Here is a 26,711-nt window from a genome sequence, read left to right on the forward strand (position 1 = left end):
TTGCCAATAAGGCGTTTTGATTGCGACGCGGTAATCGCTTTGATAGACCGGATTCAAAAGAAAAACTATCGAGCCTATCTGTCCCATAGAAAAAAGAGGCTCGGACAATTGGTTAAAACATAAATATCGTTGTAGGGTTAAAACTGTTGGGGGAATATTTTATGCAGCTTTGCTAGATTCCCAGTATTTATCCCATTCGTTGTTTTCTCGAAGTATTCTTAATGCAAGCATATTTTCAGCATTATTTTCTTTCCACCATGCCCCGGGTAATTTTAAACGATTTTGTATCACATAACGATGCGCACTTTCTATTTCGCCGGACCCAATCGGTAAATTGTCGGCCAACGCTTCTTTATATTTAAATTGACCAGGACGATTACTGATATAACACAAACAGCATCGAACAGGCGCATCCTTATCTTGTACTGATTCAGGTTCTTCATGTAATAACAAAGACTTTAAGACTTCGTTAACATCCCCTTCTTTCATTCTCTTTTTTTGTTGATCCAGCCAGCTTCCAGGATTTTCCGGGAAACATTTTTTTGAAGCCGCTGCCAGATAATCACATAAATGAAAAAAATCGATTAAAAAATTCCCTTGATTGCTAAACACTCTTTCTACCTGTTCTGCAATCCATGAGGCTCCGTCACCAACAAAATGCACCTTTGTTCTTTTACCAAACCCGGCTTTGACAGCACAATCAAATAAATGGTCCCCAGCCGTATCAGCTGAACCAAGAGTTCCTCCAAAAACCGGATCAACTTTGTCTTTCTCCCGGGCAAGAGCTAAACGCGCTTCCTTCCATCGAACACTACGAGTTTTCCGTTTGTCTGAAGACTTTCCGTTTTTATTATCGGTATTTACTATGGGTATCATTGTTCCGTCAGTTTCACATATCAAATATTTTACCCCGGCTTCATCAGGAATATCTCTTTGCAGACACTCCATACCCTTTACGGATTCAGCATGTTTCTCTGTGACCTTTTGTGCTGAACTGACAGAAACGTTTATACCATAATGCTCCATTATTTTTTTTGATATCTTTTGAAAAGAAACATCCGCTCCAAAATCTGCGATAATACGCTGCAAGACAAGTGAATAACAACGACATGTTACTTCTGCCGTATATGAAAAAGGTCTATACAACTTCCCTTTATTTAAAAAGGTTCTCTCAAGAATAGATATTTCCCCATAGCTGGTATGCCAAGTTATTTTTTTTTACCGTTCTTTCCTAACTTCCTTTTATTTACTGCTTCAGCCTCTTGTTTTTCTCTGCTGACAGCCCAATCGTGCAATACTTCATTTCCCATCTTCCGCAATTCTTCAATCACTCTTTTTTCAGCTTCGTCGGCTTTTTTTAAATCTCCTTCAGTGTTTTCTACAATTTTTAATATTTGTTCAATTCTATTTTTGAGATGAGGATGCTTGTTCAGTCTCTTCTCTATGCTGTCTTTCAGATGGTCGATCATAGGTCGGTTCCTCCTTTATAACATGTTAATTTATTAGCCTAAACCAACCTATACACTAGTTAAACCAAAAAGTCTAGAATTATATATTAAATGATTACAGCATGTTATGATTTATATAATTGTTTATCCTTTTTAAATATAACTTCGCTTAACGCTTATCTTCTAAACCCAACACTTTTAATTACACCCCCTTCAAGATTGGTATTTGCATTCACTTTTACTATGGTATAAGTTTAATGTATAATTCATGAAAGCATCTTCGTTCCAGAATTGAGCTTTCATATATAGCGAAGTTTTCATTTTTCTATTAACAATTAAATTATAGAAAGTTTATCATCACAGTCAATGGTTACGGTTTTTTACCTGAAAGCGATTATAAATAAGGAGCAAATAAAATGACCCACGATCATAGCCATCATCACGATAATCACCACCACCATAATAGCCATGATGTTTTTTCAGAAATGTCCTTTGATGAAAAAATGGTAAAATTATTGGAACACTGGATTAAACATAACACCGATCATAGTGAAACATATAAGGATTGGGCCAAAAAAGTAAAATCAAATGATATGGACGAAGTAAATCTGCTGCTTAATGAAGCAGCAGAGATTACTTTGAAAATAAATGATATATTTGATAAAGCATTAAAGGTGATAAAAGCTAATAAATAAAGTTATAACACTATCTTTGCATAAATCATAAATATAAGTACTGATAGTATAATTAAGAGCAAACCCCAGGGGGCAAAGACGCAAAGTCTGTCTTTGTCGCTGCAGAACGCTTGTTTCTTCAGTTTTATGACTTATAACAGATTTAATGAAAAGTCTAGTTTTATAGAATTAAAACTCGTCTTCATATACTAAATATTTGTTTTATTTATTTATTTTAAAGATACCTATTTACAGTTTATTTCGTAGAATGAGTAAATATTAGCTATTAGTAATTAGTAAAGCCAGGCTTTTTATCCGGATCGTAATAATACTTTTTATCCTTAAGTGAGTATCGAAATTGCATCTGTTTCCTGGCACTATCCGGTATAGCATGCTTATATCTTATTAAATAATATTATTAATATCTTATATACTGTTTTTCGTTAATCCAATTTCTTGTTACAATTCAAATTTATACCATCTCTAACCGATTGCATCTTTGATACATATTTTACAAAATAAATCCTTGACATTTATTGTTAATTCAATTACTAAAGTATCTAAAGTCATATTAGCATATTGTTTGGGATTTAAATATCGTATTATTAATATGTTATAATATAACTTATTAGGCATAGAAAGATTAGGCATCGTGATTAGATGGGAACCAAAGCCTTTCTGGTTCATTTATTTATTATGAGTTTATAATATTTATAGTATTGATTTTATATGATTTTAATTTGAAAACCGCTTAACATCAAAATAAAAGGAGAATTAATTAATGTCAGTTGAAGATAAAGTTAAAAAAATTATTGCAGAAAAACTTGGCGTAGAGATTGATAAAGTTGTTCCTGAAGCATCCTTTGTTGATGATCTCGGTGCTGATTCACTTGATCTGGTTGAACTGATAATGTCGATGGAAGAAGAATTTGAAACAGATATTTCAGATGAGGTTGCAGAAAAGCTTCTTACTGTTAAAGATGTTATTGACTATATAAATTCGCATTAATAATGCAAATCTAAAATCAAAAAGCGCATATACAGTTTTATCTGTAACAATAATAAATCATAACAGTCTGGAAATTGTTTTATGAGCTTTTTTTATAACCATATATTCTAATTATTATTTGTTATATTTTAAGGAGGATTTTTTGAGCAGGCGCGTTGTTATAACAGGAATTGGATTGATTACACCACTTGGAATCGGTGTTGATGAAACATGGTCGGCTTTATGTGCGGGAAAGTCGGGAATATCCGAGATAACCAAGTTTGACACAACAAAATTTGATACTAAAATTGCCGCCGAAGTTAAAGGGTTTGTTGCGGAAAATTTTATGTCAAAAAAGGATGCCCAGCGCTTCGAACCTTTTATTGCCTACGCCGTGGCTGCAGCGCGTATGGCTATTGAAGATTCCGGTCTTGTGATCAATAGCTCCAATTCCGACAGGGTCGGAACCATAACAGGATGCGGACTTGGGGGACTCGGTATAATGGAAAAAACGATTCTTGATCTGAATAAAAAAGGACCGGGACGTGTAAGTCCGTTTTTTATTCCGCTCATGATCGGGAACATGGCTCCGGGTATGATTTCCATTATATTCGGCGCAAAAGGCCCCAATGCGTCAATAGCAACAGCCTGCGCTGCCGGAACACATGCCGTAGGAGAGTCATTAAGGATGATCCAAAACGGCCATGCAGATGCAATGATAACCGGCGGAGTCGAATCTGTTATAACCATGACCTGTATAGCCGGCTTTGGTGCGATGAAGGCTCTTTCAACACGAAATAATGAGCCTCAACTAGCCTCCCGTCCTTTTGACAGGGATCGTGACGGTTTTGTTGTTGGGGAAGGAAGCGGTATTGTTGTTTTAGAATCTCTTTCAGGTGCTCTTGAAAGAGGAGCGCATATTTATGCTGAAGTGTCGGGATTTGGAATGACCGGAGACGGCTACCATATGACATCTCCTCCGCCTGATGGAGAAGGAGCTGTTAGATGCATGAAATCAGCCATAAAGGATGCAGGAATTACTCCGGATAAAGTTGATTATATAAATGCACATGGTACCTCTACTCAACTTAACGATATATATGAAACAAGGGCAATCAAAACAGTATTCGGAGATCATGCCTATAAGATACCGGTAAGTTCTACAAAATCGATGACCGGCCATCTTTTGGGCGCTGCAGGAGGCATAGAAACCGTTTTTTCAGCACTTGCCATAAAAAACAGCATCATTCCGCCTACTATAAACCTGGACAATCCGGCCGATGAATGCGATCTCGATTATGTTCCCAATATTGCACGCAAGGCAAACTTAGAAGTGGTGATGACAAATTCTTTTGGCTTTGGAGGCACTAATGCTGTTCTTGTTCTGAAAAAATACCATCCCTGATTTCCATAAATATGGTTTTTTGATGGACTCATAGAAGTATGTCAGGCTATTTTTGGATGAATATCGAAAAGTTCTCGCAAATTCTTAAATCGGAAAGCCGCTATATAAGCCGGAACAGATGGCTGTTGCCTGTTAAAGCAATTCCTGGTTTGCCTTCGCTTATCTACTATTCGCTGATTATCTTTGTAATTATAAGAGATGGTTTCATAGCACGCATAGGAAAATACAGCCGTAAAAGATGGAACCGGTCTTCCTTCCAGATAATTAAAATCATCGAATATGCAGGAGGAAGATTTGATATGTCCGGCCTCGACTGCATATCCGGACATAAAGAGCCTGTAGTTTTTGTATCAAATCACATGAGTATGCTGGATACATTTATTATGCCGACTATCATACTGGCATTTAAAGAACTTACTTTTGTGGTAAAAGAAGAACTGCTTGAATATCCAATCTGGCGTTTTGTTATGAAGGCTACCAAACCGATAGCGGTATCAAGACAAAACCCGAGAGAAGATCTGCACAAAGTTCTGTCGGAAGGAGAAGCATGCTTAAAAAGTGGAAATTCGGTATTTATATTCCCTCAATCGACAAGAAGCTCAGTTTTCGATCCTGGTTCTTTTAATTCGCTTGGCGTAAAGCTTGCGAAAAGAGCCGGTGTTTTTGTGATACCTGTGGCCATTAAAACTGATTTCCAGAAAAACGGCAGACTCATCAAAGATATGGGACCGGTTGATCCGCGTAAAACTATTTACATCAAGTTCGGCAAACCACTCCAGGTGGAAGGCAACGGCAGTAAAACCCACAAAATTATAGTGGATTTTATTTCAACAAATCTTAAAAACTGGGGTAGTACAGTAAAAGAAGCACCTTCATCAGATTCCGGCAAACCCTAGTACATTTCTTCCCATGCAAAAATCTTTTCGTCAATAAGCAGATTACATGCCTTTACGGTTTTTATGGCTTCATGATGGAATACATTCATCATAATCATCGACAGACCTGCTGATGCAAGCATTGAAAGATAGGCTTTTTCCATAATAAGTTTTTGCGCTTTGTGCCCACTTCCTGTTGTAAGATTTGATAGTCCTGCAATTGTTCTTACCGGAAAACCGAACACATCCGGCAAATGCTTTATCACATAAAGAACTTCTCTGGCTTGAAATTTACCGTTTTGCCAGGAAAGAGGCACAATTACAGGATCTATTATCAGCCGCTTTTCTTCGATGCCTGTTTCTTTAAATTTCTCTAAAATCTCAACAGCTATTTCCAAACGCTTATCCCCGTCCGGCGGAACATGCCCGTTAGGATATAAAAGATAAGCAATAATATCTGTCCGGAATTCTTTAGCAAGGGGAAGTATTTTATCAAGTTTTGAAGATTCTAAAGAAAAGCCGTTTATTGTCGGCATGCTTTTACATGCGCGAACTCCGGCTTCCATTGCTTTGGGATTTGCAGTATCAATAATTAAAGGCAAATCAGACACTTGCTGAATTGCATCAATAATAAAATTCATCTGCTTTTCCGGAGTTCGTGAAAGTGGGCCTGAATTTACATCTATAACCTGTGCTCCTGCTTTCTCGCATTCAATAGCCATTTTTTGTACCGGGACAGGATTCATTTGAGCAATTGCATCAGCAATAATCCGATCTGTAATCCTGATGTTATCAGCAACAATAATCATATGTAATAATTCACAATATAAAATTAGCCTTAAGGAGTAAACCTTTTATCTTTTTATCGTTATTTTATTGTGCCGTATGTTTCTGCTAAAACCCCGCTTAACATTTTCCAAAGGCTTTTTTTCAGGTTTATGGATCAAGCTTATGCTTTGTTTCTCAACATTAATCATCCGCTTCTTGTACAATGCGCCAATGGCGCTTTTATATCTTTTTTTGCTTACACCAAACAATCTGTAAATCTCTTCCGGCAAACTTTTATCCGATATCTCCAGACTTCCTCCCTGTTCTTTCAAGGTGTTTAGGATCTTGCTTGACAAATCATCCAAAGCTTTGGCATCGGATTTTTGAAGAGAAAGATCGATCTTGCCGTCTTCTCTGACTTTTTTTATAAAGCCCTTTACTTCCTGCCCCTGTTCCAGAATCTGAAATACTTCATTTTTATATAAAACACCCACATGAATATTATTGATAATCGCTTTATAGCCTAAGGGGGTAATATCACCGATAACAAGATCCACCTGCTGACCCTCTGTGAAATTAACAGGCAGTTTTTCCAAAAACCTGTCAAGCCTTGATGAAGCTGCAATATGATTATTTTTATCATTGTAAACAAACACGATATAGTACCGGTCCTGTTTCATATGGTTTTTCTGCTCACGAACCGGAACCCGCAGGTTCTGCTTCAGCCCCCAGTCCAGAAACGCTCCATAAGAGTTGGATATTGCCACCTTAAGTAAAGCAAACTGTCCCGCTACAGCATAAGGCTTTTCGGTGGTTGCGATCATTTGAGCCTTTGAGTCGAGATATATGAAGACATCGATATTATCATTTAGCCTGCAATCGGCAGGGGCTTCTTTTGCAGAAATCAAAATCTCACCAAGTGCCCCACCGTCTAAAATGATACCGGATCTCGTTACCTTTATAACTTTAAGGGTGTTTATTTTTCCTGATTCAGCCATGATTATGTATCCAGTTTTTATACATCCTGTTTTTATATATTTCTGATATCACGATATATTCATCAAATTATCCATCCCATGCTCAAGCTTTTCAAGATTTTTTTTTGAATTAAAAAGCATTTCACACAGCTCACATTTACGGTAGCGCACAATCTCACTGGCCTTATACCCCAGATAAGATGCCATTCGTGTAAGCCCTGTTGTCCGGATCATATTATATAAGCGATGTTGTTCTTTTTTTATAAATAATTCATCCGCAGATTCCTTTTCCAGATTTCCAAGATACAAAAAACCTGTTTCTGAAAATCGGTTTCCGGCATCACAGCAGGCATACATATCCTGATTGGGAGAAATATAAGCATTCATGTAACACAAGTTGGGATAAAAATCTGTAAAGATCCGTTTACGTTCAAAACTCTGCGCCCTTCCGAAATAGATAACAGGCTCCGGGAAATACCGCAGCTTATTATCCTGAAGGAATTGTTCGACAGCATCATCTGTATCTGAAAAATCCGTGACAAATGAAACAAAATAATCCAGACCATGTTTTGCACATGCGGCTGCAGCATAAACAATGTTAGAACTGTTTACATTTTCCTGGTGCCAGCGGCTGGTGCTGATCCTCAACTGCGACAAACCGCTTTGTTTCAATTTGGATAACATTTTGTCTGCCTGATCCGCTGTATTTGCCCAGAACCCGTTGGTAACCACTCTGGAATAAATCCGGTTCTGCCCGCAGACCTGAATCAAACCACAGATATCATCTGAAAATATTAGCGGTTCACCGGCCGTGAAACTGATCCCTGTCACATGCGCACGGGCCATTTCTTCAATGGTTTCCTTTGCGCGGTTAAAATCCATTTTGTCGATTCCCGGAGATCCATCGGCAGCCACACAGTGAGCACATTTTATATTACACCGGGTGGAATATCCAAAAGCAATTTGTCGGGGTTGATTCATTTATCGGCACCTGATATAGAATTAATTTAAAATCCCTTTTACACTTTGTTTATCCATTTTACAATCTGCAAAACAGCGAATAATTAACAAGGTAATAAAAATATTCCATTCCGGTTATCCGCCTGTATATCTTAGCAATTATAAAATCAAAAAACAAAAAGCGGGCTCGCCTATATAACGAACCCGCCTGATAAATTAAAAAAACTCCTTCTGAAATCCTGGTGTAATTAAAGAATTATTTGATGCATGAGCCATCTCTTAAACGATCCTGGCTTCTGGTACGATCCTGGGTTCGGGTTCTATTGGCAGCATACAAATTTCCAATATTGCTATCAGTGAAATCCTGGCATGAGCCATCCTTTAATTTATCTTTATCTTGTATACGATCCCGAGTTCTATCGGCAGCAAAGAGTTTTCCGGCATTATTATCTGTGAAATCCTGGCAGGAACCATCATTTAATCGGTCACGAATAGGATCACGATCTCGAGTTTGATCCCCGGCAATAACTATACTTACACCGCAGAAAAGAACAACCAACACTAAAACTAACGATTTACGAAAAATGGACATAATTTTCCCCCTTTTTTTTGTTAAGATCAGACTTGTTTTGTTAAGTGATTTTCATTTCCGGATTATGAAATAATGACGATAAAATTAATTACCGTTTTAATATGATTTACGGCCGACTCTGAATAAAGTCACAATTTTTTTCAGATGGTACAGCGATTGTCATAAATCAGGCCGACTTCAATCGCTGCATTATTCTGACAACCAATATATGAAAAATCATGACCCATTACGTTTTTGAAAACAAAAAATGCTTTACCGGCTTATCCTTGACAGATAGAAGTATTTTGTCTAATATCAAAAAAAATTTTAAAAGCTGATCTGATCGGAAGCACTATGACAAATAAACAAAAAATACCCAAAAAAGTCACGGCGATGCTTGTTTACGGACGTCTTCCGCTTGTCTCGCTGGGGATGCTTTGCGCTATAGCAGTTATGTGGATGCGCAGCCCTGTTATATATAGTATGGGGGTTTCTTTTCTTTTCATCTCAATGTCCTTTGATCTTGTTGACGGATGGTTTGCAGCGAGATTCAGTCCGAATCCCACCCTTGCCAATCTTGCTGAAAGAATAATGGATAAAATTGTTTATTCGATCATTTTTCCTCTTGTTGCAGTTGGAATAATGTGGCGACTTATTTTTATTTCGCCGGGCCATACAAGACCTGAGCTGCTTCATGCAATTTTTATTCTTATTTTATGCGTAATAGTATTGATTCGAGACAATTTTGCCCATTTTATCCGGAGTTTTGCAATACAGAGAGGGCAGGAGCCTGAATTGAGGGAATTTACAAGACTCAGAACTATTGTTGCCGCTCCTGTTGGCGCACTCTTATATGCCCACGCCTTTTATGTGCCTGACGGATCAGGGATACTTTATTCCTGGGTTTCATGGTTAGGAAGTCTTTCCCTGCGGACTCTTTTTATCATTGAAATTGTTTTTCTTGTAATCAACCTTGGATCTATAGCAGGCTATTGCAGAAAATACGGAACATATTGTTTAGATGATATTTGTGACAGTGATGATTTGTTAAGAAGGAGGATACTCTCATTTTTTCCTAATTCACTTACTATCATGAACGCAATTATGGGGTTTCTTGCTGTCTTTTTTACATATCAGGGAAGGATCAAAGAAGCATATCTTATACTTATAGGCGCTACTATATTCGATAAGCTTGACGGAGCGCTTGCACGCAAACTGGGCCTGACAGAGCTTCTTGCTTCCGAGACTCCAAAAATAAGTATAGGCAGCATTTTAGATGATTTTGCCGATGCAATCAGTTTCTGTATCGCTCCGGCATGGATATTTTATATCATACTTTCCGATGCTCATAATAATTTGATTTCTCAGCTTCCGATTGGTTTTGCAGCGCTTTTTTATTTAATCTTAGGGATAGGCAGACTGGTTTATTTTACTTTGGACAAAAACCCCATTCCAGGATTTTTTAAGGGGATGCCGACTCCGGCAGCTGCATTACTTGTAACTGCGCCTTTGATTATATTTAACCAGAGCATATCGGATAGCCCTCAATTGGTTTATTTCTGGGGAGTTTTTTGTTTTGCAACCATAATTGCAGCAGGTTTGGTAATGAATCTTTACCCTGTGAAATATCTTCATCTTGGCCGGCTCATGAGTCGGCATCCGCGGGTTGGCCAGATATCTCTTCTCCTGCTTTTATCCGTTTTCACCCCTTATTTCGGGTACATTACATTTACCTATATGCTTTTATATCTTTTGTCCCCTATCATAACCGGACGCATTGATCCTGCAATAGCGGCAAGAGAAACAAAAAATATTGCGTAACGAGACCTTATGATCCCAACTTGCATTCTTTATCCCATTCAGGACAAGCTGTTTTCATTTCAGATGAATATTTAAGTGAGCATTCGCCACACTCCATTTCAACATTTGGGACATCACCATATTTTTCTTTTATTTCTTCAGGCGATAAAACGGTAAGCATGGCGCATCCGCACTGCGGGCAGGCTGTTTTTATTGTGTATTTCTTTTTTTCCATCTTTCATACCTCCTTAGTTTTTATATCTTATAAAAGCAAATTAACAATAGAGCCAATTGCAAAACTCCCAAGCATGTCATTCCTGCGACGTTTTTAGGCGGTTATCCGGATTGTAACAGCCTTAAATCACAGATGCCCGATAAAAGCATTCGGGCAGGACAAACGTTTTATAATTGTCTCAATATATCATAATTTTACAACCATGTATAATTTAAATCATCGTTATTTATAATAATATATTGGCATGGAAGATATGTAAAGTGAAAATAAACGGATAATTTAACATTTATATAGGCAATCAGAAAGCATTTCTTGAATCATCAGTTAAATTGTTTATGGATATATTACTTCTTAATTAAAATGACCTTAGATGATTTTGGTACGGGATATTCCTCTATCACCTATCTGAGGCCGGTAAGCTACTGACAATTCCTAAAGCAGCGAGTTCTGAAAAAATCTCATGCAATAATATAGATCCTATTAAAACAGGCGTCGAAGGGAGAATTCTACAACTATAAAAGCTCTGTTCTTTAAAGATAATGCTTAAAAGCTATTGAAATTGGTCTTCCAAACAAAAAGTCAAGTAGCCCTGATTCAAGCCCTCCTTTTGCTACAACAATTTCCCGCAGGGCCTTGTCGTATTCAATAAGTTGTGAAACCTCTTGCAGAAAATATTTGCTTTTCTTTTTTCCGGATTTATCAAACAGCTTTGTTATTTCTTCATATGAGCACCTCTGATCATGCTCTGTAACCATATCCCAAAGCCCTTCGATTTTACCGATTATGTTTTGTCTTGTAAGAAGATTTTTGCCAAAAATCTGCTCGATCCCACTTGTATCCTGACAATCAAGAAGTCTGCATTCAATAGGCCTGTATTGATATATATCGCATTTATTTTCTTTTTCCATATAAAAAAAGCAAACCCATCTATTTCCCTGACCCTTGATTTTTATCATATCGGAAGGAGCGGAAATGATTTTATCGATTCTGTTATCGCAAACCGGCTCTCCTTTTCTTATAGTATAAAGATGTTTTGCCGGTATAAATCCTTCTTCTATAAGTGACAAGTCTTCAATATGAAAAGACGGGCCTCCTTTTTTGCAGCAGGTTCCGCACCTTTTACATCCGATTAAGTTATCCGGTTCTGATTCCATATCTGATTCATATTTTCTTATTTATAATAATTAGCTTTTATCTCTTTTACCTGTATTAATATAATTCCGGCCTTCTGTTCGGCAAAAAATAACGCATTTTATGGTTTCTTACCATATCTAAATCTCTTGTCTTAAGATCGGATACTAACATTCCTTCATTTTCGCTTGTGTATTTTTCCATAACAATACCTGAAGGATTTATTATTACACCTGTTCCGGGGAAAAAAAGGCCTGCTGAGTTTACACCACACTGGTTGCATGCCACTATAAACAGGCCGTTATCAAAAGCTCTTGCACAAAGATGCCGTAACCACGATTTAAGCTTTTCATCATGAGTTTTTCTTGGAGAAGCGTGAGGAATGAATATAATATCGGCGCCCATCAAAGCCATTCTTGTTGAAAGCTCGGGAAAGTGAGCGTCGTAGCAAAGCTGAATTCCAAATTTTATCCCTTCAGCCTCAAATATCGGAACTTTATCTCCTTCAAAAAACAATTCTTTTTCATTAGGAGCAATATGCAATTTCCGATAAACACCTATATCCCCGTCAGTCTTTGCTACAAGGTGGCTTGAATAAATCCGGTCATTCTTGTCTTTTTCAATCATGCCGGCAAGTATTACAATGTTATATTTTAATGAATACTCCGACAGTTTATTTGATATTCTACCAGGTATTTCTTCTGCTGTTTCTGCTATTTTTTCATCTATCACATACCCGCTGATATTTAGTTCAGGAAAGCATACAATTCTTACACCGGTATCTTTTGCCTGCTTGAGCCATTTTTCCAGGCAGCTTAGGTTGCGGTCAACATCATATGTTTTTGAATGAGAAATTACTGCGGCTATACGGATATCTTTCATATCAAGTGCTCATAATAATCTGCCTGACGGTAAAATGATAACTGTAAACAGATTGTATCATAAGTTAAAATGAGCCCTTATCTTGAATACCTTTGTTGCAGGAAAATTAAATATTTCTTTCACTCCGGTTTCTTTTGATATCTGTTTTAAGTTAGATTTAATTTCTTCCATGGAAGGAGCAATAAATGTAAACCAAATATTAAAGCTCCCGTCTCTCAGATAATTATGCGTTACCCCGGGATAAAGGTTAATCACTTTTGTAAAAGAATCAATCTTGTCTTCAGATACAGTCGCTGTGCACAAAGTGCTGACAAAGCCCAGCTTTTCAGGCACGAAATTACCTCCTATGCGGCGGATGAAATTATTTTTTTTAAGTTTTTTCAGTCTGGTAATAACATCATCTTCAGTTATTCCAAGCTCATCCGCAATCGCAAGATACGGGCGGGAGACAACCGGAAAATCAGATTGCACCCTGTTTAAGATAGCTTTGTCTGTCTCATCAATTGTTATAGTTTTATTCGCTGTACGATCATTCCCTTTACGATCTATTCTTCTCACTAGCCCCTCACGCTGGCGGGTTACGAACCCGCCTCTACGCCCTTATTCCTGGATCTCAACCCCCGAAAACGAATATCCAATATCGAACAAGGAATTTCGAATTACGAAATTCCTTACCTTCCTTTTACGTTCTACATTCGATTTCGATATTCTACATTCTATATTCAAAGCCCTGACCCAAAAAAACAAAAGACCCTGCTTTTGGCAGGGCCTTTTGTAAAATACAATAAAACTTTAATATTGATCAGACGCAACCCGTTGGTTTCGGAAGGCCAGCCATCTTACAAGCTCCCTTTCCAGGTCCTGAAGGAAACAGCTCATAAATATGTTTCAATTTAAAACCTGTAACCTTGGAAAGAACACGAACCATCGGAGCAATTCCGTTTTTCTCATAATATTCGCGAAGAACTTTTATAAGCATCTTATGCTCATCATTAAGCTCATCAATCCCTTCTTGTGTTTTAACATACTGGACCCATTCCTGTGACCAGTTAGTATATGAATCAATAAAACCGTCTTCATCTACTGTAAAAGTTTTACCTCCAAATTGTACTTCCGGCATCTATACTCCTCCTTTATCAATTAATTATCTTCATGGCTTACAGCCTATCATCCTTAAATAAAAAACTATCGCAAAGTATATAATATTATTGATCCGCCAATGTCAATATAAAAAAAAGGCGAAAAGATTTATCAATATTCTCTCGGCGTAGCATTCAATTGCGCAAGAGTAAATACCGGGCCGTCTTTGCAGACAAATTCTTTTCCTATATTACACCTTCCGCACATACCTATTCCGCATTTCATCCTGTTCTCAAGTGACATTATTATATGATCATGATCATATCCCAGTTTATCAAGGACAGGCTGGGTAAATTTTATCATAATAGGCGGCCCGCAAATAATGGCATAAGTATCGGCATCGGCATTAGGAGCTTTTTGTTCAGTTACGGTAGGCACAAAACCTATATTATATTTCCAGTCAGGATCATTTGTAGCATCAACTGTTATATGCATATTTATATCGTCGCGTCTCTCCCATGCTGCTAATTCATCTCTGTAAAGCAGCATACCGGGTGTTCGGGCGCCATAAATTACATTTATATCTTTAAACTTTTTCCGGTTGGCAGGATCAAGCATGGAAATTATTGAAGAACGCAGTGTTGTAAAAGCAAAACCGCCTCCGATAATCACTATATTTTTACCTTCAAGTATATCCCAGGGATAGGAATTACCAAGAGGCCCCCTTATTCCCATTATATCTCCAACTTTCATTGAATGAAGATATGAAGAAACAAGACCGACTTTATTTACGGTAAATTTAACAAAGCCTTTCTCAACAGGAGAAGATGCAATACCGATTGGTATTTCTCCTTTGCCTGTAACCGAAAGCTCTGCAAATTGTCCGGCTTTGTATGAAAATTTTTTTTCATCATCCGGATTTAAAAAAACAAATTTGAATGTTTTAAGATTCCTGTCTTCAGTTTCAGTTGTTATTTCATCTATACGCACAGGATAAGGCATATATGGATTTTGCACTTTAATACCCTCCTCTTTTCACTTTTCCGAACAAGCGCAGGCTTTAGGATCATAACTGTTCATCATGTCACAGACCCTGCGTATATCAATGTTAACCGGACAGGCGCGGATACACCGGCCACAGCCAACGCACTGAATTCCATCATCGTATTTATCAACATAATATTTCAGCTTATGCATGAATCTTTGGCGAACCCTGTGAAGCTTGGTACCTCTGGGGTTATGCCCCGTTCCGTGCATAGTAAAAAGAGGAAACATGCAACTGTCCCAATTTCGCATGCGTATTCCCGATGACCCCGAATTTTCATCCTGAATATCAAAACACCAGCATGTAGGACAAAGATATGTGCATGTCCCGCAGTTAATACAGGCAAATGACACATCTTCCCAGAAGGGAGCCTCATAAAGCTCATTTGTACTTTTGCTTTTAAGCTGGTTTGAAGCAACAGAAGAACTTATTTTAGCCTCTGCTTCTTTTTTAAGAGTTTCTATTTTTTCAGCAGCTCCGCCATCAGCCTCAGTATTCCATCCGGCATTCTTTAAAAGATTTTCACCTTTTGGCGTAATCGCTTTTGCATAATAGCAATCCGTTGCATCGACAAGAAGTATGTCAAGTCCTTCTTCATTAAAAGGTCCTGAACCGGCCGTTGTGCAAAAGCAGGTGCTGCATGGATTATTGCATGATAGACCTATAAATGTCGTTGCTTCATATGATTTTATCCAGTATGGATCCTTATAATCGGGTGTATCAAAATTCCGCTTTACCAGTAAAAAAGCAGCAGCATCACACGGCCTTATTCCCAGAACGGCTTTAGGTGAATAATCTTTAGCGGCATCCTTCATCACATGATGATCAGCCTCTTTTTCATCAAGAGAATATTCAAACAAAACTTCAGTTTGAGGATATACTACCGATTTTGGGGAAAGCCGTGTATTTTGAAAATCCAGATCCGGCGATTCTCCCTTTTCGAGTGCCTTGAAATCATGAAATTTCTCACCTCTGACCGGGCCGAACAACCGATAGCCGTTTTGAATTTTTTCAATTCCTTTAGCCCAGTCTTTTTTATCAATTTTAATAACTTTCATAGCAATAGCCTTATTTTTGTTGCGGTTTACAAGTTATTAACCAGTATCACTTTATGAATTTTCCGGGATCATCCGGTTTATATGTATCAAGCGGAGGCCTTATATCAGCAGAAATCCCGGCTTCCCAGCCAAACATCTCCAGGCAGTCTTTTTCAAGCTTTTTCGTAAAAGCCCGGACTTTGATACCGACAGGGCATGCCCGTTCACACGCACCGCAGTCCGTACATCTTCCGGCGCAATGATAAGCCCTTAAAAAATGGAATGTCCTTATATCAATTTCATCCTGGCTTTTACCAACCCACTGGGGGTTTGATTCATCCACAAAGCATGTGGGACAATAGCATAAGGGACAAGCATTTCTGCATGCATAGCAGCGAAGACATCCGGATAAAAGATTTTCAAAATAATCCCACTTTTCAGATGGAGCCATAGCTTCAATCTTACGAACATCGGCATATCTGTCGACATCTTTCTGCTCTTCCACAAGCGGAGCAGTAAGCTCGTCGTACAACACAGGATTTCTATGAATACAAATAGAACAATTATCTTGCATTACTTCGGATTTATTTAATTTTTTCTCAAATCCTTCGCCTTTGACAATTATCGTATCCCCTTCTTCATTGACTTCTTTAGCTTCAGCATCAAACATCACCGATATTTTGCGCCGGTCAATCATACCTTTGCAGGGAACGCCAATTATTATCAGGTTTTCCCGCTTTATTTTATTTTCAATTATATGGGTTACGATATTTCGCGTATCGCAGCCCTTTGCGATTACGCCTATTTTTTCTTTTCTGTCGGTAAGATAATTGGCAAGATTAATTCCGCAGTTGCTGTCCCAAACAAGCTTTGACGCTTCATCGGGGGTTTTTACGAAACAGGGTTCGTTCATCATAGGCATAGTTCCTTTCTTAAAGCCTATGATCATATCCACCTTACCTTCATCCAACAGCCGTTTAGATATTTCTTTTATCTTATCAATATATCCTAACATGTTAAGCTACCTTAGCTGCCTTCTTAAAATTATTATTAGGTCCTATGGCCTTTACAGTCTCAGTTACACCCTTTACCACATCTACAAACTTGCTTGACTCGGCAGAGGAAATCCAGGAAAAATTTAACCTTCCGGGTTCAACACCCATATGTTCCATTAGATTTTTAAAGAGACCGAATTTTCTTCGTGCATAATAATTACCTTCCAGGTAATGGCATTCACCCGGATGTCACCCGGACACCCAGACACCATCGGCCCCCTGCCTCAGGGCTGCTAAAAAAAACTTGGGGCTCATGCGTCCGGTGCAAGGTATCCTGATAACCCTGATGTTCGGCGGATACTCCATCCGGCCAACCCCGGCCAGATCTGCAGCTCCATAGCTGCACCAGTTACATAAAAAACTGACGATTTTAGGCTCAAACTCAGTCATTATCTTAACTCCTTTACATAAAAAAACCTATTGACTCAAACCTACTATACCTCTTGAGATAATAATTCAGGTTTTTAGTTTAAACGGCTTCATTCAGCGCAAATATCTGCGCAAATATCTGATCATTATCAAAACCTTTCAGCCTGATTGCACCTGATCTGCAGGATGCCACACATAATCCGCATCCTTTACAAAGAACGGGATTTATTTGTGCTTTACCCGGGAAGAATCTGGCGCTTTCCTCAATAAAAGAGGGGGCTGAATAGGGACAAATTGAAACACAAACCCCACAACTGCTGCAATACATGGGCATAACTTCAGCAATCGTACCGCTTGTCTGTATGATTTCACGTGCAAGCAGTGTTACGGCACGGGAGGCAGCAGCCTTTCCCTGAACGATACATTCGTCGATTGGCTTTGGATAATGGGCCATACCGCATAAAAACACACCGTCCGTTGCAAACTCGGAAGGCCCTAATTTTGCGTGGCGCTCAACAAAAAATCCATCGGCGTTAATCGGAACTTTAAAGAAGTTGGCAAGTTTCTCATCTCGGTTCGGAATAATTGCCGTTGCCAGAGTGATAATATCTGTTTCCAGCTCAAGCGTTCGTCCCAGAATGTGATCTTTAACCCGAACCGCCAACCGGTTTTTATCTGCAATTACCTGTGGTTTGTCATCAACCGAAAAGCGTATAAAAATAACCCCTTTTTCACGTGCCTCTTTATACAGATATTCACGCTCTCCGTAAGTTCTGACATCACGGTATAACACATATACATTTAAGTCAGGATTTCTTTTTTTCAATTCCAGGGCATTATCAACAGAGTGGGTGCAACAAACCCTTGAACAATATGGACGATCCGGTTCACGTGATCCGACGCACTGGATAAAGACCGCCGATTTTATAGTTTTAAGTATCGGATCATTGTTGATTATCTTATTATCCAGCTCCAGACTGGTTAATATCTGCGGGTTTTTACCATATTCATATTCTTCAGGTTCCAGAGGATGAGCACCGGTTGCTATTACCGCAACCCCGTGTTCAATAACTTCATCTTTACCATTTGAAGTGAGTGTGCTTTTAAAACTGCCTACAAACCCGTCTACCTTGGTAAGATCAGTATTCAGATGGACACTGATCCGCTTGTTATTCTCTATTTCTTTAATAAGCTCAGGAAGTTTTTCCTGAATTTTTTCACCCTTGGCTGTCTGGTAAAGATTTCTGGCCTGCCCTCCAAGCTGTCCGCTTTTCTCAATCAAATGGGTTTCATAACCCTGCTGAGCCAGATTTTGGGCAGCAGACATACCCGAAAGTCCACCACCTATAACCAATGCCGAAGGTTTTATCTGCAGGTCTGATTCCTTGAGAGGCTGAGTCAAAGCGACTTTTGCAACAGCCGAACGTATCAGATCTTTAGCCTTTTGTGTTGCTTTTTCAGGGCATGTTTTGTGTACCCATGAATCGTGATTTCGTATATTGGCCATTTCAAACAGATACTTGTTCAGGCCTGCATTGATCAAAGTCTCCTGAAACAGAGGCTCATGCGTCTTGGGTGTACAGGCTGCAACAACAATTCTATTAAGATTTTTCTGCTTTATTATACTTACAAGATTATCCTGAGTATCCTGGGAACATGAATACAGGTTATCGGTTGCAAATTCCACAAAGGGAAGAGTTGCAGCATATTCAGCAACAGAAGGAACATTAACAACACCGGCAATATTTATACCGCACCTGCAAACAAATACTCCGATACGGGGCCTCTCACCCGTTACATTGATTTCCGGCACAATCTCCTTTGCCTTGGTCAGGGTGTTTCTTGCCGAGCTGAGGCTTTCTCCGGCTACAGCAGCAGCAGCGCTGGCATCAATAACCGACTGTGGAATGTCTTTTGGCCCCTGGAAAGCGCCGCAAACATAAATGCCTTCTTTTGAGGTGCTTACCGGTTCAAATGATGAGGTCTTGCAGAAACTGCCTTCGGTAAGATCAAGTCCCAACTTTTTCGCCAGATCCTTCGTTTCTTCCGAAATTTCAAGACCTACAGAAAGTACTATCTGGTCAAAAGTCTCTGTGAGCGTCTCGCCTGATTCCGAAACGTAACGAACACTTAAATCATCAGTTCCCGGCACGGCATCAATGGTATGCACCCTGCTGCGTATAAAACGGACACCATGCTTATCTTTGGCATTATTATAAAAACGCTCAAATTCTTTACCGTGCGTACGCATATCCATATAGAATATAGCACAGTCCAGATCACTGCCTGCATGTTCCTTGGCGATCACAGCTTCCTTGATTGCATACATACAGCATACGGACGAACAATATGAATGGTCGCATTTATTCATATCGCGGGAACCTACACACTGAAACCAGGCTATTTTTTTCGGCTCTTTGTGGTCGGAAAACCTTACCAGATGGCCACCCGTAGGACCTGACGCGGAAAGGACTCTCTCCATTTCCATGGCAGTAATAACATTTGGATGTTTGGCATAGCCATAGGAATCAAATTTCGACGGATCAAAAGGTGTGAAACCGGGCGTCAGAATAACAGCACCTACATTCAGTTCAACGATTTCATCCTGCATTTCATGGTCTATGGCGTTTACTCCGCAAAATTCCACACACACCTTACAACCGCCGGTTTTGAAATGCATACATACTGAACGGTCAATGGCCGGCGTATTTGGAACCGCCTGGGCATAAGGAACATAGATAGGCTTTCGCCCTTTAAGCCCCATATCATATTCGGACGGAATAGGCTTAAACGGATGCAAGCTTACATTCTGCCGGATTTTTTCAAGCGTAATATGGCCGGTTGGACAAACGGATGCACATGCTCCGCAGGATAAACAAGCTTCGGTCTGGATATGAAAAGGCGTATCCACCTTCATCTCCACACCACGGCCAGTCAAGCTGATAGCACTGTTTCCCATTTTGGCGCAAATTCTTGTGCAAAGGCCGCAAAGTATACAGGTATCTTCTCCTTTCTTGAACCTTGTTTCTGAGATGCCGTATTGTTCGCCCAATTTTTGCAATACAGGAACATCCGGACAACGGGCCATCAGCAGCTCTACTATAAGCTTTCGTCCCTTATGAACCGCTTCTGTATCTGTATTAACCTCCATTCCTTCCCAAATGGGATAATTACAGGAAGTAACAAAGCGGCTTCTGCGGCCGTCAAATACTTCTACCGTACACAACCGGCACATCCCTGCCGGTTCCAGGGCCTTGTGATGGCAAAGGGTTGGGATGTCAACTCCATATTTCTGGGCAACCTGAAGAATATATTGCCCTTCTTCTCCCTGAACAGTTTTACCATTAAGTTTGAATGTTATCATAAATCAATACCCCTTATAATTATCGAATCACAATTGCATCAAATTTGCAGGCGTCGTAGCAGATGCCACATTTAATACACTTTGCCTGGTCGAGTTTATGAGGCTGCTTTTTCTCACCCGCAATTGCTTCCTGCGGACATTTTTTGGCACAGGACCGGCAACCGGTACAAGCTTCTGCATCAATTTCATAATGGAAAAGCGCTTTACAAACACCTGCAGGGCATTTTTTATGCTTTATATGTGCTTCGTATTCATCCCGAAAATATAAAATAGTTGTAAGGACCGGGTTGGGTGCCGATGTTCCGAGTCCACAAAGGGAAAATTTCTGTATCATGCTGCCCAGTTCTTCAAGCAGCTCAATATCGCCATCCTTACCATTTCCCTGGCAAATGTCAGTCAATATATCCAGCATCTGTTTGATGCCTTCACGACATGGATTGCATTGACCGCAGGATTCTTCTTTGAGAAAATCAAGAAAATAGCGGGCAACATCAACCATACATGTATCCTGATCCATAACGATCATTCCACCGGAACCCATGATGGAACCTACTTCGGCCAGTTTCTGATAGTCCACAGGCAAATCAATCAGATTTTCAGGAATGCAACCTCCGGACGGGCCGCCTGTTTGAACGGCTTTGAATTTTTTCTTCTTGGGAACTCCTCCGCCAATGCTAAAAACTATATCTTTAAGATTGATCCCCATCGGAACTTCAACAAGTCCGGTATTTTTTATTTTACCAACCAAACTGAAAACCTTGGTTCCTTTGCTGTGTTCCGTTCCCATACCTGAAAACCATGGCGCTCCCTTTAAGACTATAGGGGGTATATTCGCGTAAGTTTCAACATTATTAAGATTGGAGGGGCTATCTCTGAATCCTTTTTCAACCGTATGCACATATTTTGCACGGGGGCGTCCCACAAGCCCTTCAAGTGAAGACATCAGAGCAGTGGATTCTCCGCAAACAAAAGCTCCTGCACCTCTGGATATCTTTACATTAAAACTAAAGCCGGTTCCGGCTATGTTGCCACCAAGAAGTCCATAGGCTTCTGCCTGCTTAATTGCTGTGATAAGGCGGCTTACGGCAAGCGGGTATTCATTTCTGACATAAAAAAAACCACTGCTTGAACCTATGGCCAGAGCAGCAATCAGCATACCTTCAAGAACACTGTGGGGATCACCTTCCAGAATACTCCTGTCCATATATGCGCCGGGATCACCTTCGTCAGCATTACATATTATATGCCTGTTGCCATGATGTTTTGCGCAGGTTTCCCATTTTATTCCTGTTGGAAATCCTCCGCCCCCTCTGCCTCTGAGCCCTGACTCTTTTACTGTTTTAATAATATCGGATGGTTTTGTATTGGTCAGTGCATTGACAAAGGCATAATATCCTCTCTTTGCAATATATTCTTCGATTGAATCAGGATCAATGTATCCACAGTTACGAATAGCGATCTTAGTCTGCTGGCTGTAAAAAGGGATGTCCTCCAGAAAGGGAATACCTTCCACAGGCTCAATGCCGCTTTGCGGATTTTGCATATCTTCTTCCAGAACGCTTCGCGGATCACGCATCTGGCCCAATATCCATTTGTTCGGATATTCACCATTCATATATCCTGATATAGCTTCGATAATCTTATCTTCGGTCATATGATGATAGATAATTCTTGCTTTATCTTTACTCATTATTTCAACCAACGGTTCCATTTCACAGAAACCGATACATCCGGTTTGGGAAATAGTTACGCCTGGATTTCCGGAATATTCCTGAGAAGCTTTGTTATAGGAAGCCTGAGCACCTGCAGCAATCCCGCAGGATGCCATTCCGACATTTACCTTTATACCTTCAGGATAATAAAGCCGGTTCAAATATCCCTGGCGTATCTTATCTAAGTCATTTATAGACATGATTTTCATGGTTATTGCCTCTTAGTAACATTTATTCATAGTGGCTTAGTATTGGATTGACTTTATCCGGTGTAATACGGCCATGCATGTCTTCATTAATTTTAATGACCGGCCCCAGACTGCAACATCCGATACATCGCACGGACTCTAGTGTAAAGCGTTTATCCTCAGTAGTTTGACCATCAGTAATATTTAACGTGTTGGTAAGACTTTCTCTGATTCGTTCACCACCTCTAACATGACAGGCTGTCCCCAAACATATGGAAATAATATTACGGCCTCTTGGTTTTAGACTGAACGTGCTGTAAAAAGTTGCAACTCCATAAATATGGCTTAAGGGAATTCCAATCTTTACCGCAAGATAGGATATAGCTGCTCCCGGAAGATAATTATAAACTTTTTGAATACCCTGAAGGATCATAATCAGATTTTCCTTGTCGTTATTATAATCCTCTTCAATAATTCTATCGAGATCTCTGTAATCGATATCACACGATTCTTCTTTTATAGACGGATTCATTTCCATTTCTCCAAAAAACTATCGTTGCTGTTACGCATTGATAACTTGCTGAGTAACAGGACAGTTCTCAACACATGCGCCGCACCCGGTGCACAGGTCTTTTATAATGCTGCGTGCCCGTTTGCGGACTTTAACTTTAAAATTGCCCGGTTTTCCTTCCAGTGATTCCAGATCTGCATATGTGATTAATTCGATATTAAGATGCCGGCCGACCTCGACCAGTACAGGCGAGATAATTCACATAGCGCAGTCATTGGTCGGAAATGTCTTGTCAAGCTGAGACATAACTCCGCCAATGGATGGAGATTTTTCAAGAAGATATACATAATAGCCGGAATTGGCCAAATCCAGAGCCGACTGCATCCCTGCAATGCCGCCACCAACAACCAGTACGGAACCAAGTACACTTTGAGACATTGTTGATTCTCCTGATAAAAAATTTAAAGGCAAATAAGCTGCCCAATTGCAAAAGTATACATTTCTTTTCTTTTATAAAAAAAGTAATTTTTTTTTGATATAGGGAGAAAATATTATTGTCAATATTTTTGTTTGAATAAATTATATATCAGTAGCTGGTGTATATGAGTTTGTCAGAATAACCTTATAATTATAACAACAATAGAATGTAACTCCACCCGTAGTATAATAATATTAATTATTGCGTTCCGTTTAAAACCTGATCGATTGCATGCCTTCAGAAATAATAAATTCTCAAACAAAACAGATTTATGACAATTGTTATAAAGCCCATACTGCTGATAATAAATCTTATTAAACAGATTGGTTATAAGCTTAATTCATATCGTTCATAAAAAACTTGACAGATTTTTTTATTTGGCATAGTAAAATCAACATAGTAAATTTATATAAGCGATATAATCTATATCGATATATAAAAAATAAAGGCAGTATTAATTTCTTTTATTTATATTTTTTTAACTTGTTTTAACGGATATAATATCATGTTTTTATTTTTCGGCTTTACCTGAGAGACTATAGCAAAACGCTACCCGGGTTTGGTAGGCGCAAGGTAAAGACCGAAAGATCAAGTCCATAGTTTTTACTGTCATTTTTTTCTTTGACGTAATCCTTTCATTTTTTACCTGTGCGCATCACTATATTCTTTCTAATTAAGTATTTGTTATTATGGAATAAAACACGCTCTGTTTATCAGATCGCCGATTTTAACAGGAAAATTTTATCCCGGATCATAACAAAAGCCTGTCATCCGATTGGCTAATAATACTTATTCCCTATAGCCGGATAATTTCTTTACTATAAGAAATAAAAAAAAGGGAGATAAAATGATTCGCTTTATTTATCGCAGTCCGCAATTTGAAAAGCAGCTGGAATCACTTCGTAAAGTAGATAAAAAAGCCGCGCAAAAAGCCGACACGATTATCAGCAAATTGATCGAAGGCCATGGTGAGCATTCCGAAAACGAAATTGCCGTCAAATACGGTAAAATAAAAATCAGAAACTGTATCAAGTATGATCTGGGCAGAGGTTACCGTCTTATAACCGTAATCGACGGCGAATATTTTATATTATCATTTATAGGAAAACACGAGATGTGTAACCGCTGGCTTGAAAACAATAAAAACCCATCGTTATTATTAACAAAAACTCAGAGGAAAGAGATTGCCGGACACGAATCCAAAACGCAAGCCGATTCGGGAGATACGGTTGATACTGAAACGGAGTTTGAAGATAGATGCATATCTGACATTGATGAAAAATACCTGCGTTTGATCTTCAGCGGATTGGCAAACCGGTAAAGCGTCAATCTTTTTAGAACCTGTTCCGATTCTTTAGAACCGGAAAACAAACAAACATATTTAAAAGGAAAAATTATGGGCGAAGCAGCAATAAAAATCGGAAAAGACAAAAAAACAACTTTTTTAGACAAAGTAAAACATCTGGTTCCAACCAGTAACTTAAGTCTTTGTTTAACCTGCGGGGCATGCGCTTCAGGATGTCCTGCCACAGGTCTTGAAAACATGGATCCAAGAAAATTTCTGCGGATGGTGACGTTGGGCTTAGATGATGAAATCACGGAACACCCATGGGTCTGGATGTGTACCATGTGCTATCGCTGCACTTATGCATGTCCCATGAAAATAGATATCGCCGCTATGATATTTGAAGCCAGAAAACTCTGGCCACGGGAGAAAAGGCCTAAAGGGATCTTAGGATCATGCGATATGGCGCTTCGTAACGACAGTTGCAGCGCAATGGGAACTCCGGAAGAGGATTTCCGCTTTGTTGTCGAGGATGTTCTGGCGGAAGTACGGGAAACCCAGCCGGGATGGGAAGATCTTCAAGCGCCCATCGATAAAGAAGGCGCTTATTTCTTTTTAAGCCAGAATTCGCGCGAACCGGTTACCGAGCCTGATGAAATGGTGCCCCTGTGGAAAATCCTTAATATTGTGGGTGCTGACTGGACATATAGCTGTACCGGATGGGGCGGTGAAAATTATTGCATGTTTCTGGCAGATGATGAGGGCTGGAAAAAAATCACCAACCTGACGCTGCAAACAGCCATGAAGCTTGGATGCAAGGTCTATCTTAACACCGAATGCGGTCATTCCACTTTTTCAGTCTGGAAAGGACAGCAAAAGCATAAAATAGAAACCGGCCTGGAAATAGAACCGATGGTGAGATATTACGCCAAATGGATTCGCGAAGGAAAACTTAAAGTTAATCCGGATTGGAACAAAGATCTTAAAGTCAAATTTACGGTACAGGATCCCTGTAATCAGGTCCGGAAAAGTTTTGGGGATGAACTGGCCGACGATCTGCGTTTTGTCGTAACATCCTGTGTGGGAGAAGAAAATTTCATCGATACCTATCCCAACAAATCCAACAACTATTGCTGCGGAGGCGGAGGCGGGTCTCTTCAGTCGGGATACAGGGAATCAAGACTTGTTTATGGCCGTCTAAAGCACGAACAGATTATGCGAACCGGCGCTCCATATGTAGTTACTCCGTGTCATAATTGCCACGCCCAGATTGACGAGCTGGGAAAACACTTCGGGGGTGGAAAATACAGGACACTGCATCTTTGGACCATCATTGCTCTGTCGCTTGGTATTCTTGCTGAAAATGAGCGCGCCTATTTAGGTGATGATCTTGTTGATGTAAATCTTCCCCAAAATAATACAGGAGAATAAAACCATGTCAAGCGATGTAATCGGCGCTGTTCTTGTTGTAGGCGGCGGCATTGCCGGGATTCAGGCATCACTGGATTTGGCCGACGCAGGTTATTTGGTGCATCTGGTTGAGAAGAGCCAGGCCATTGGTGGCGTTATGAGCGCACTGGACAAAACCTTTCCTACAAACGACTGTTCCATGTGCATTTTAGCGCCCTATCTGGTAACAGCCGGCAGACATCCGAATATTGAATTATTAACTAATTCGGAACTTCTTGAACTGAAAGGAGAAAAAGGAAATTTTTCTGCATTGGTCAGAACTAATCCGCGTTATATAGACCTTTCCAAATGTACGAGCTGCGGAGATTGCGCAAAAGTCTGTCCTGTAACATTACCCAACGAATATGATGAAACCCTTTCCGAAAGAAAAGCTGTTTATAAGCAATACGCACAGGCTATTCCC

27 protein-coding genes are annotated in these 26,711 nt (G+C 39.6%); 8 read left to right on the forward strand and 19 right to left on the reverse strand.

Going from position 1 to position 26,711, the window contains the following annotated elements:
• Window positions 1–159: 159 nt before the first annotated feature.
• Both VXK47_RS07740 and VXK47_RS07745 read right to left on the reverse strand, forming a co-directional pair.
• On the reverse strand, window positions 160–876 hold the full coding sequence (locus VXK47_RS07740) for a UPF0236 family transposase-like protein (protein WP_435548197.1): 717 nt from the start codon (window positions 874–876) through the stop codon (window positions 160–162).
• Between the two features lie 332 nt (window positions 877–1,208).
• Window positions 1,209–1,469 (reverse strand): hypothetical protein, encoded by a 261-nt coding sequence (locus tag VXK47_RS07745; protein ID WP_435548198.1) that lies wholly within the window; start codon window positions 1,467–1,469, stop codon window positions 1,209–1,211.
• A 395-nt stretch (window positions 1,470–1,864) separates the two neighbouring features.
• Here VXK47_RS07745 and VXK47_RS07750 point away from each other — a divergent pair, with 395 nt between their 5' ends.
• From VXK47_RS07750 to VXK47_RS07765, 4 genes are all read left to right on the forward strand, one after another.
• Window positions 1,865–2,143 (forward strand): hypothetical protein, encoded by a 279-nt coding sequence (locus tag VXK47_RS07750; protein ID WP_435548199.1) that lies wholly within the window; start codon window positions 1,865–1,867, stop codon window positions 2,141–2,143.
• A gap of 760 nt (window positions 2,144–2,903) precedes the next feature.
• Window positions 2,904–3,131, forward strand: a complete 228-nt coding sequence (gene acpP / locus VXK47_RS07755; protein ID WP_435548200.1) for an acyl carrier protein — start codon at window positions 2,904–2,906, stop codon at window positions 3,129–3,131.
• Window positions 3,132–3,273: 142 nt separating this feature from the next.
• The gene (gene fabF / locus VXK47_RS07760; RefSeq protein ID WP_435548201.1) at window positions 3,274–4,515 is read left to right on the forward strand and encodes a beta-ketoacyl-ACP synthase II; all 1,242 of its coding nucleotides are present in this window, start codon (window positions 3,274–3,276) and stop codon (window positions 4,513–4,515) included.
• A 56-nt stretch (window positions 4,516–4,571) separates the two neighbouring features.
• On the forward strand, window positions 4,572–5,411 hold the full coding sequence (locus VXK47_RS07765; RefSeq protein WP_435548202.1) for a lysophospholipid acyltransferase family protein: 840 nt from the start codon (window positions 4,572–4,574) through the stop codon (window positions 5,409–5,411).
• Here VXK47_RS07765 and VXK47_RS07770 read toward each other — a convergent pair.
• The 4 genes from VXK47_RS07770 to VXK47_RS07785 form a co-directional block, all read right to left on the reverse strand.
• Window positions 5,408–6,199 carry a dihydropteroate synthase gene (locus VXK47_RS07770; protein WP_435548203.1) on the reverse strand — a complete coding sequence of 264 codons (792 nt, stop codon included), beginning with the start codon at window positions 6,197–6,199 and terminating at the stop codon, window positions 5,408–5,410. The genes VXK47_RS07765 and VXK47_RS07770 overlap by 4 nt on opposite strands.
• Window positions 6,200–6,244: 45 nt before the next feature.
• A complete protein-coding gene (locus VXK47_RS07775; protein WP_435548204.1) occupies window positions 6,245–7,156 on the reverse strand; it encodes a CvfB family protein in 912 nt (303 codons plus the stop codon).
• A gap of 48 nt (window positions 7,157–7,204) precedes the next feature.
• Complete coding sequence (locus VXK47_RS07780; RefSeq protein WP_435548205.1) at window positions 7,205–8,116, reverse strand: radical SAM protein; 912 nt, start codon at window positions 8,114–8,116, stop codon at window positions 7,205–7,207.
• Window positions 8,117–8,351: 235 nt separating this feature from the next.
• On the reverse strand, window positions 8,352–8,687 hold the full coding sequence (locus VXK47_RS07785) for a hypothetical protein (RefSeq protein ID WP_435548206.1): 336 nt from the start codon (window positions 8,685–8,687) through the stop codon (window positions 8,352–8,354).
• A gap of 333 nt (window positions 8,688–9,020) precedes the next feature.
• Between VXK47_RS07785 and VXK47_RS07790 the strand changes: the two genes are divergently transcribed.
• A complete protein-coding gene (locus VXK47_RS07790; RefSeq protein WP_435548207.1) occupies window positions 9,021–10,487 on the forward strand; it encodes a CDP-alcohol phosphatidyltransferase family protein in 1,467 nt (488 codons plus the stop codon).
• A gap of 7 nt (window positions 10,488–10,494) precedes the next feature.
• Here the strand turns inward: VXK47_RS07790 and VXK47_RS07795 are convergent, their stop codons facing one another.
• From VXK47_RS07795 to VXK47_RS07855, 13 genes are all read right to left on the reverse strand, one after another.
• Window positions 10,495–10,701, reverse strand: a complete 207-nt coding sequence (locus VXK47_RS07795) for a hypothetical protein (protein WP_435548208.1) — start codon at window positions 10,699–10,701, stop codon at window positions 10,495–10,497.
• A gap of 530 nt (window positions 10,702–11,231) precedes the next feature.
• Window positions 11,232–11,855: a YkgJ family cysteine cluster protein gene (locus tag VXK47_RS07800; RefSeq protein ID WP_435548209.1), complete on the reverse strand. Its 624-nt coding sequence runs from the start codon at window positions 11,853–11,855 to the stop codon at window positions 11,232–11,234.
• A 55-nt stretch (window positions 11,856–11,910) separates the two neighbouring features.
• Window positions 11,911–12,714, reverse strand: a complete 804-nt coding sequence (locus VXK47_RS07805) for a nitrilase-related carbon-nitrogen hydrolase (RefSeq protein WP_435548210.1) — start codon at window positions 12,712–12,714, stop codon at window positions 11,911–11,913.
• Window positions 12,715–12,771: 57 nt separating this feature from the next.
• Window positions 12,772–13,272, reverse strand: coding sequence for a siroheme decarboxylase subunit alpha (gene ahbA, locus VXK47_RS07810; RefSeq protein WP_435548211.1), 501 nt, complete (start codon window positions 13,270–13,272; stop codon window positions 12,772–12,774).
• 244 nt (window positions 13,273–13,516) lie between these two features.
• Entirely contained in the window at window positions 13,517–13,834 is a 318-nt protein-coding gene (locus VXK47_RS07815; protein ID WP_435548212.1) for a TusE/DsrC/DsvC family sulfur relay protein, read from the reverse strand.
• 131 nt (window positions 13,835–13,965) lie between these two features.
• A complete protein-coding gene (locus VXK47_RS07820) occupies window positions 13,966–14,811 on the reverse strand; it encodes an FAD/NAD(P)-binding protein (RefSeq protein WP_435548213.1) in 846 nt (281 codons plus the stop codon).
• An 18-nt stretch (window positions 14,812–14,829) separates the two neighbouring features.
• Window positions 14,830–15,897, reverse strand: a complete 1,068-nt coding sequence (locus VXK47_RS07825; RefSeq protein WP_435548214.1) for a 4Fe-4S dicluster domain-containing protein — start codon at window positions 15,895–15,897, stop codon at window positions 14,830–14,832.
• Window positions 15,898–15,943: 46 nt separating this feature from the next.
• Window positions 15,944–16,891: a 4Fe-4S ferredoxin gene (locus VXK47_RS07830; RefSeq protein ID WP_435548215.1), complete on the reverse strand. Its 948-nt coding sequence runs from the start codon at window positions 16,889–16,891 to the stop codon at window positions 15,944–15,946.
• Between the two features lies 1 nt (window position 16,892).
• On the reverse strand, window positions 16,893–17,321 hold the full coding sequence (locus VXK47_RS07835) for a hydrogenase iron-sulfur subunit (RefSeq protein WP_435548216.1): 429 nt from the start codon (window positions 17,319–17,321) through the stop codon (window positions 16,893–16,895).
• A gap of 79 nt (window positions 17,322–17,400) precedes the next feature.
• Entirely contained in the window at window positions 17,401–20,664 is a 3,264-nt protein-coding gene (locus tag VXK47_RS07840; RefSeq protein WP_435548217.1) for an FAD-dependent oxidoreductase, read from the reverse strand.
• A gap of 19 nt (window positions 20,665–20,683) precedes the next feature.
• Complete coding sequence (locus VXK47_RS07845) at window positions 20,684–22,585, reverse strand: NADH-ubiquinone oxidoreductase-F iron-sulfur binding region domain-containing protein (RefSeq protein ID WP_435548218.1); 1,902 nt, start codon at window positions 22,583–22,585, stop codon at window positions 20,684–20,686.
• A 22-nt stretch (window positions 22,586–22,607) separates the two neighbouring features.
• A complete protein-coding gene (gene nuoE / locus VXK47_RS07850; protein WP_435548219.1) occupies window positions 22,608–23,096 on the reverse strand; it encodes an NADH-quinone oxidoreductase subunit NuoE family protein in 489 nt (162 codons plus the stop codon).
• A 30-nt stretch (window positions 23,097–23,126) separates the two neighbouring features.
• Window positions 23,127–23,513, reverse strand: a complete 387-nt coding sequence (locus tag VXK47_RS07855) for an FAD-dependent oxidoreductase (RefSeq protein ID WP_435548220.1) — start codon at window positions 23,511–23,513, stop codon at window positions 23,127–23,129.
• Window positions 23,514–24,400: 887 nt separating this feature from the next.
• On the opposite strand from VXK47_RS07855, the gene VXK47_RS07860 reads away from it, so the two are divergent.
• The 3 genes from VXK47_RS07860 to VXK47_RS07870 all read left to right on the forward strand — a co-directional run.
• Window positions 24,401–24,874 carry a hypothetical protein gene (locus VXK47_RS07860; RefSeq protein WP_435548221.1) on the forward strand — a complete coding sequence of 158 codons (474 nt, stop codon included), beginning with the start codon at window positions 24,401–24,403 and terminating at the stop codon, window positions 24,872–24,874.
• Window positions 24,875–24,949: 75 nt separating this feature from the next.
• Window positions 24,950–26,269: a (Fe-S)-binding protein gene (locus VXK47_RS07865; protein ID WP_435548222.1), complete on the forward strand. Its 1,320-nt coding sequence runs from the start codon at window positions 24,950–24,952 to the stop codon at window positions 26,267–26,269.
• Between the two features lie 4 nt (window positions 26,270–26,273).
• Window positions 26,274–26,711, forward strand: a 438-nt coding sequence (locus VXK47_RS07870; RefSeq protein ID WP_435548223.1) for an FAD-dependent oxidoreductase, incomplete at its 3' end; no start/stop codon positions are given.

The sequence above is a fragment of the Desulfobacterium sp. N47 genome, assembly GCF_051233685.1.
GTDB lineage: Bacteria > Desulfobacterota > Desulfobacteria > Desulfobacterales > RPRI01 > RPRI01.

Coding starts and splice junctions, on each gene's coding strand:
- VXK47_RS07790 (WP_435548207.1), top strand. CDS start 9,021: ATGACAAATAAACAAAAAATACCCAAAAAAGTCACGGCGATGCTTGTT.
- VXK47_RS07865 (WP_435548222.1), top strand. CDS start 24,950: ATGGGCGAAGCAGCAATAAAAATCGGAAAAGACAAAAAAACAACTTTT.
- VXK47_RS07750 (WP_435548199.1), top strand. CDS start 1,865: ATGACCCACGATCATAGCCATCATCACGATAATCACCACCACCATAAT.
- acpP (WP_435548200.1), top strand. CDS start 2,904: ATGTCAGTTGAAGATAAAGTTAAAAAAATTATTGCAGAAAAACTTGGC.
- VXK47_RS07785 (WP_435548206.1), bottom strand. CDS start 8,687: ATGTCCATTTTTCGTAAATCGTTAGTTTTAGTGTTGGTTGTTCTTTTC.
- VXK47_RS07830 (WP_435548215.1), bottom strand. CDS start 16,891: ATGTTAGGATATATTGATAAGATAAAAGAAATATCTAAACGGCTGTTG.
- VXK47_RS07840 (WP_435548217.1), bottom strand. CDS start 20,664: ATGATAACATTCAAACTTAATGGTAAAACTGTTCAGGGAGAAGAAGGG.
- VXK47_RS07845 (WP_435548218.1), bottom strand. CDS start 22,585: ATGAAAATCATGTCTATAAATGACTTAGATAAGATACGCCAGGGATAT.
- VXK47_RS07815 (WP_435548212.1), bottom strand. CDS start 13,834: ATGCCGGAAGTACAATTTGGAGGTAAAACTTTTACAGTAGATGAAGAC.
- VXK47_RS07740 (WP_435548197.1), bottom strand. CDS start 876: ATGATACCCATAGTAAATACCGATAATAAAAACGGAAAGTCTTCAGAC.
- VXK47_RS07825 (WP_435548214.1), bottom strand. CDS start 15,897: ATGAAAGTTATTAAAATTGATAAAAAAGACTGGGCTAAAGGAATTGAA.
- nuoE (WP_435548219.1), bottom strand. CDS start 23,096: ATGAATCCGTCTATAAAAGAAGAATCGTGTGATATCGATTACAGAGAT.
- VXK47_RS07765 (WP_435548202.1), top strand. CDS start 4,572: ATGAATATCGAAAAGTTCTCGCAAATTCTTAAATCGGAAAGCCGCTAT.
- VXK47_RS07770 (WP_435548203.1), bottom strand. CDS start 6,199: ATGATTATTGTTGCTGATAACATCAGGATTACAGATCGGATTATTGCT.
- VXK47_RS07805 (WP_435548210.1), bottom strand. CDS start 12,714: ATGAAAGATATCCGTATAGCCGCAGTAATTTCTCATTCAAAAACATAT.
- VXK47_RS07780 (WP_435548205.1), bottom strand. CDS start 8,116: ATGAATCAACCCCGACAAATTGCTTTTGGATATTCCACCCGGTGTAAT.
- VXK47_RS07860 (WP_435548221.1), top strand. CDS start 24,401: ATGATTCGCTTTATTTATCGCAGTCCGCAATTTGAAAAGCAGCTGGAA.
- VXK47_RS07775 (WP_435548204.1), bottom strand. CDS start 7,156: ATGGCTGAATCAGGAAAAATAAACACCCTTAAAGTTATAAAGGTAACG.
- VXK47_RS07745 (WP_435548198.1), bottom strand. CDS start 1,469: ATGATCGACCATCTGAAAGACAGCATAGAGAAGAGACTGAACAAGCAT.
- VXK47_RS07800 (WP_435548209.1), bottom strand. CDS start 11,855: ATGGAATCAGAACCGGATAACTTAATCGGATGTAAAAGGTGCGGAACC.
- VXK47_RS07795 (WP_435548208.1), bottom strand. CDS start 10,701: ATGGAAAAAAAGAAATACACAATAAAAACAGCCTGCCCGCAGTGCGGA.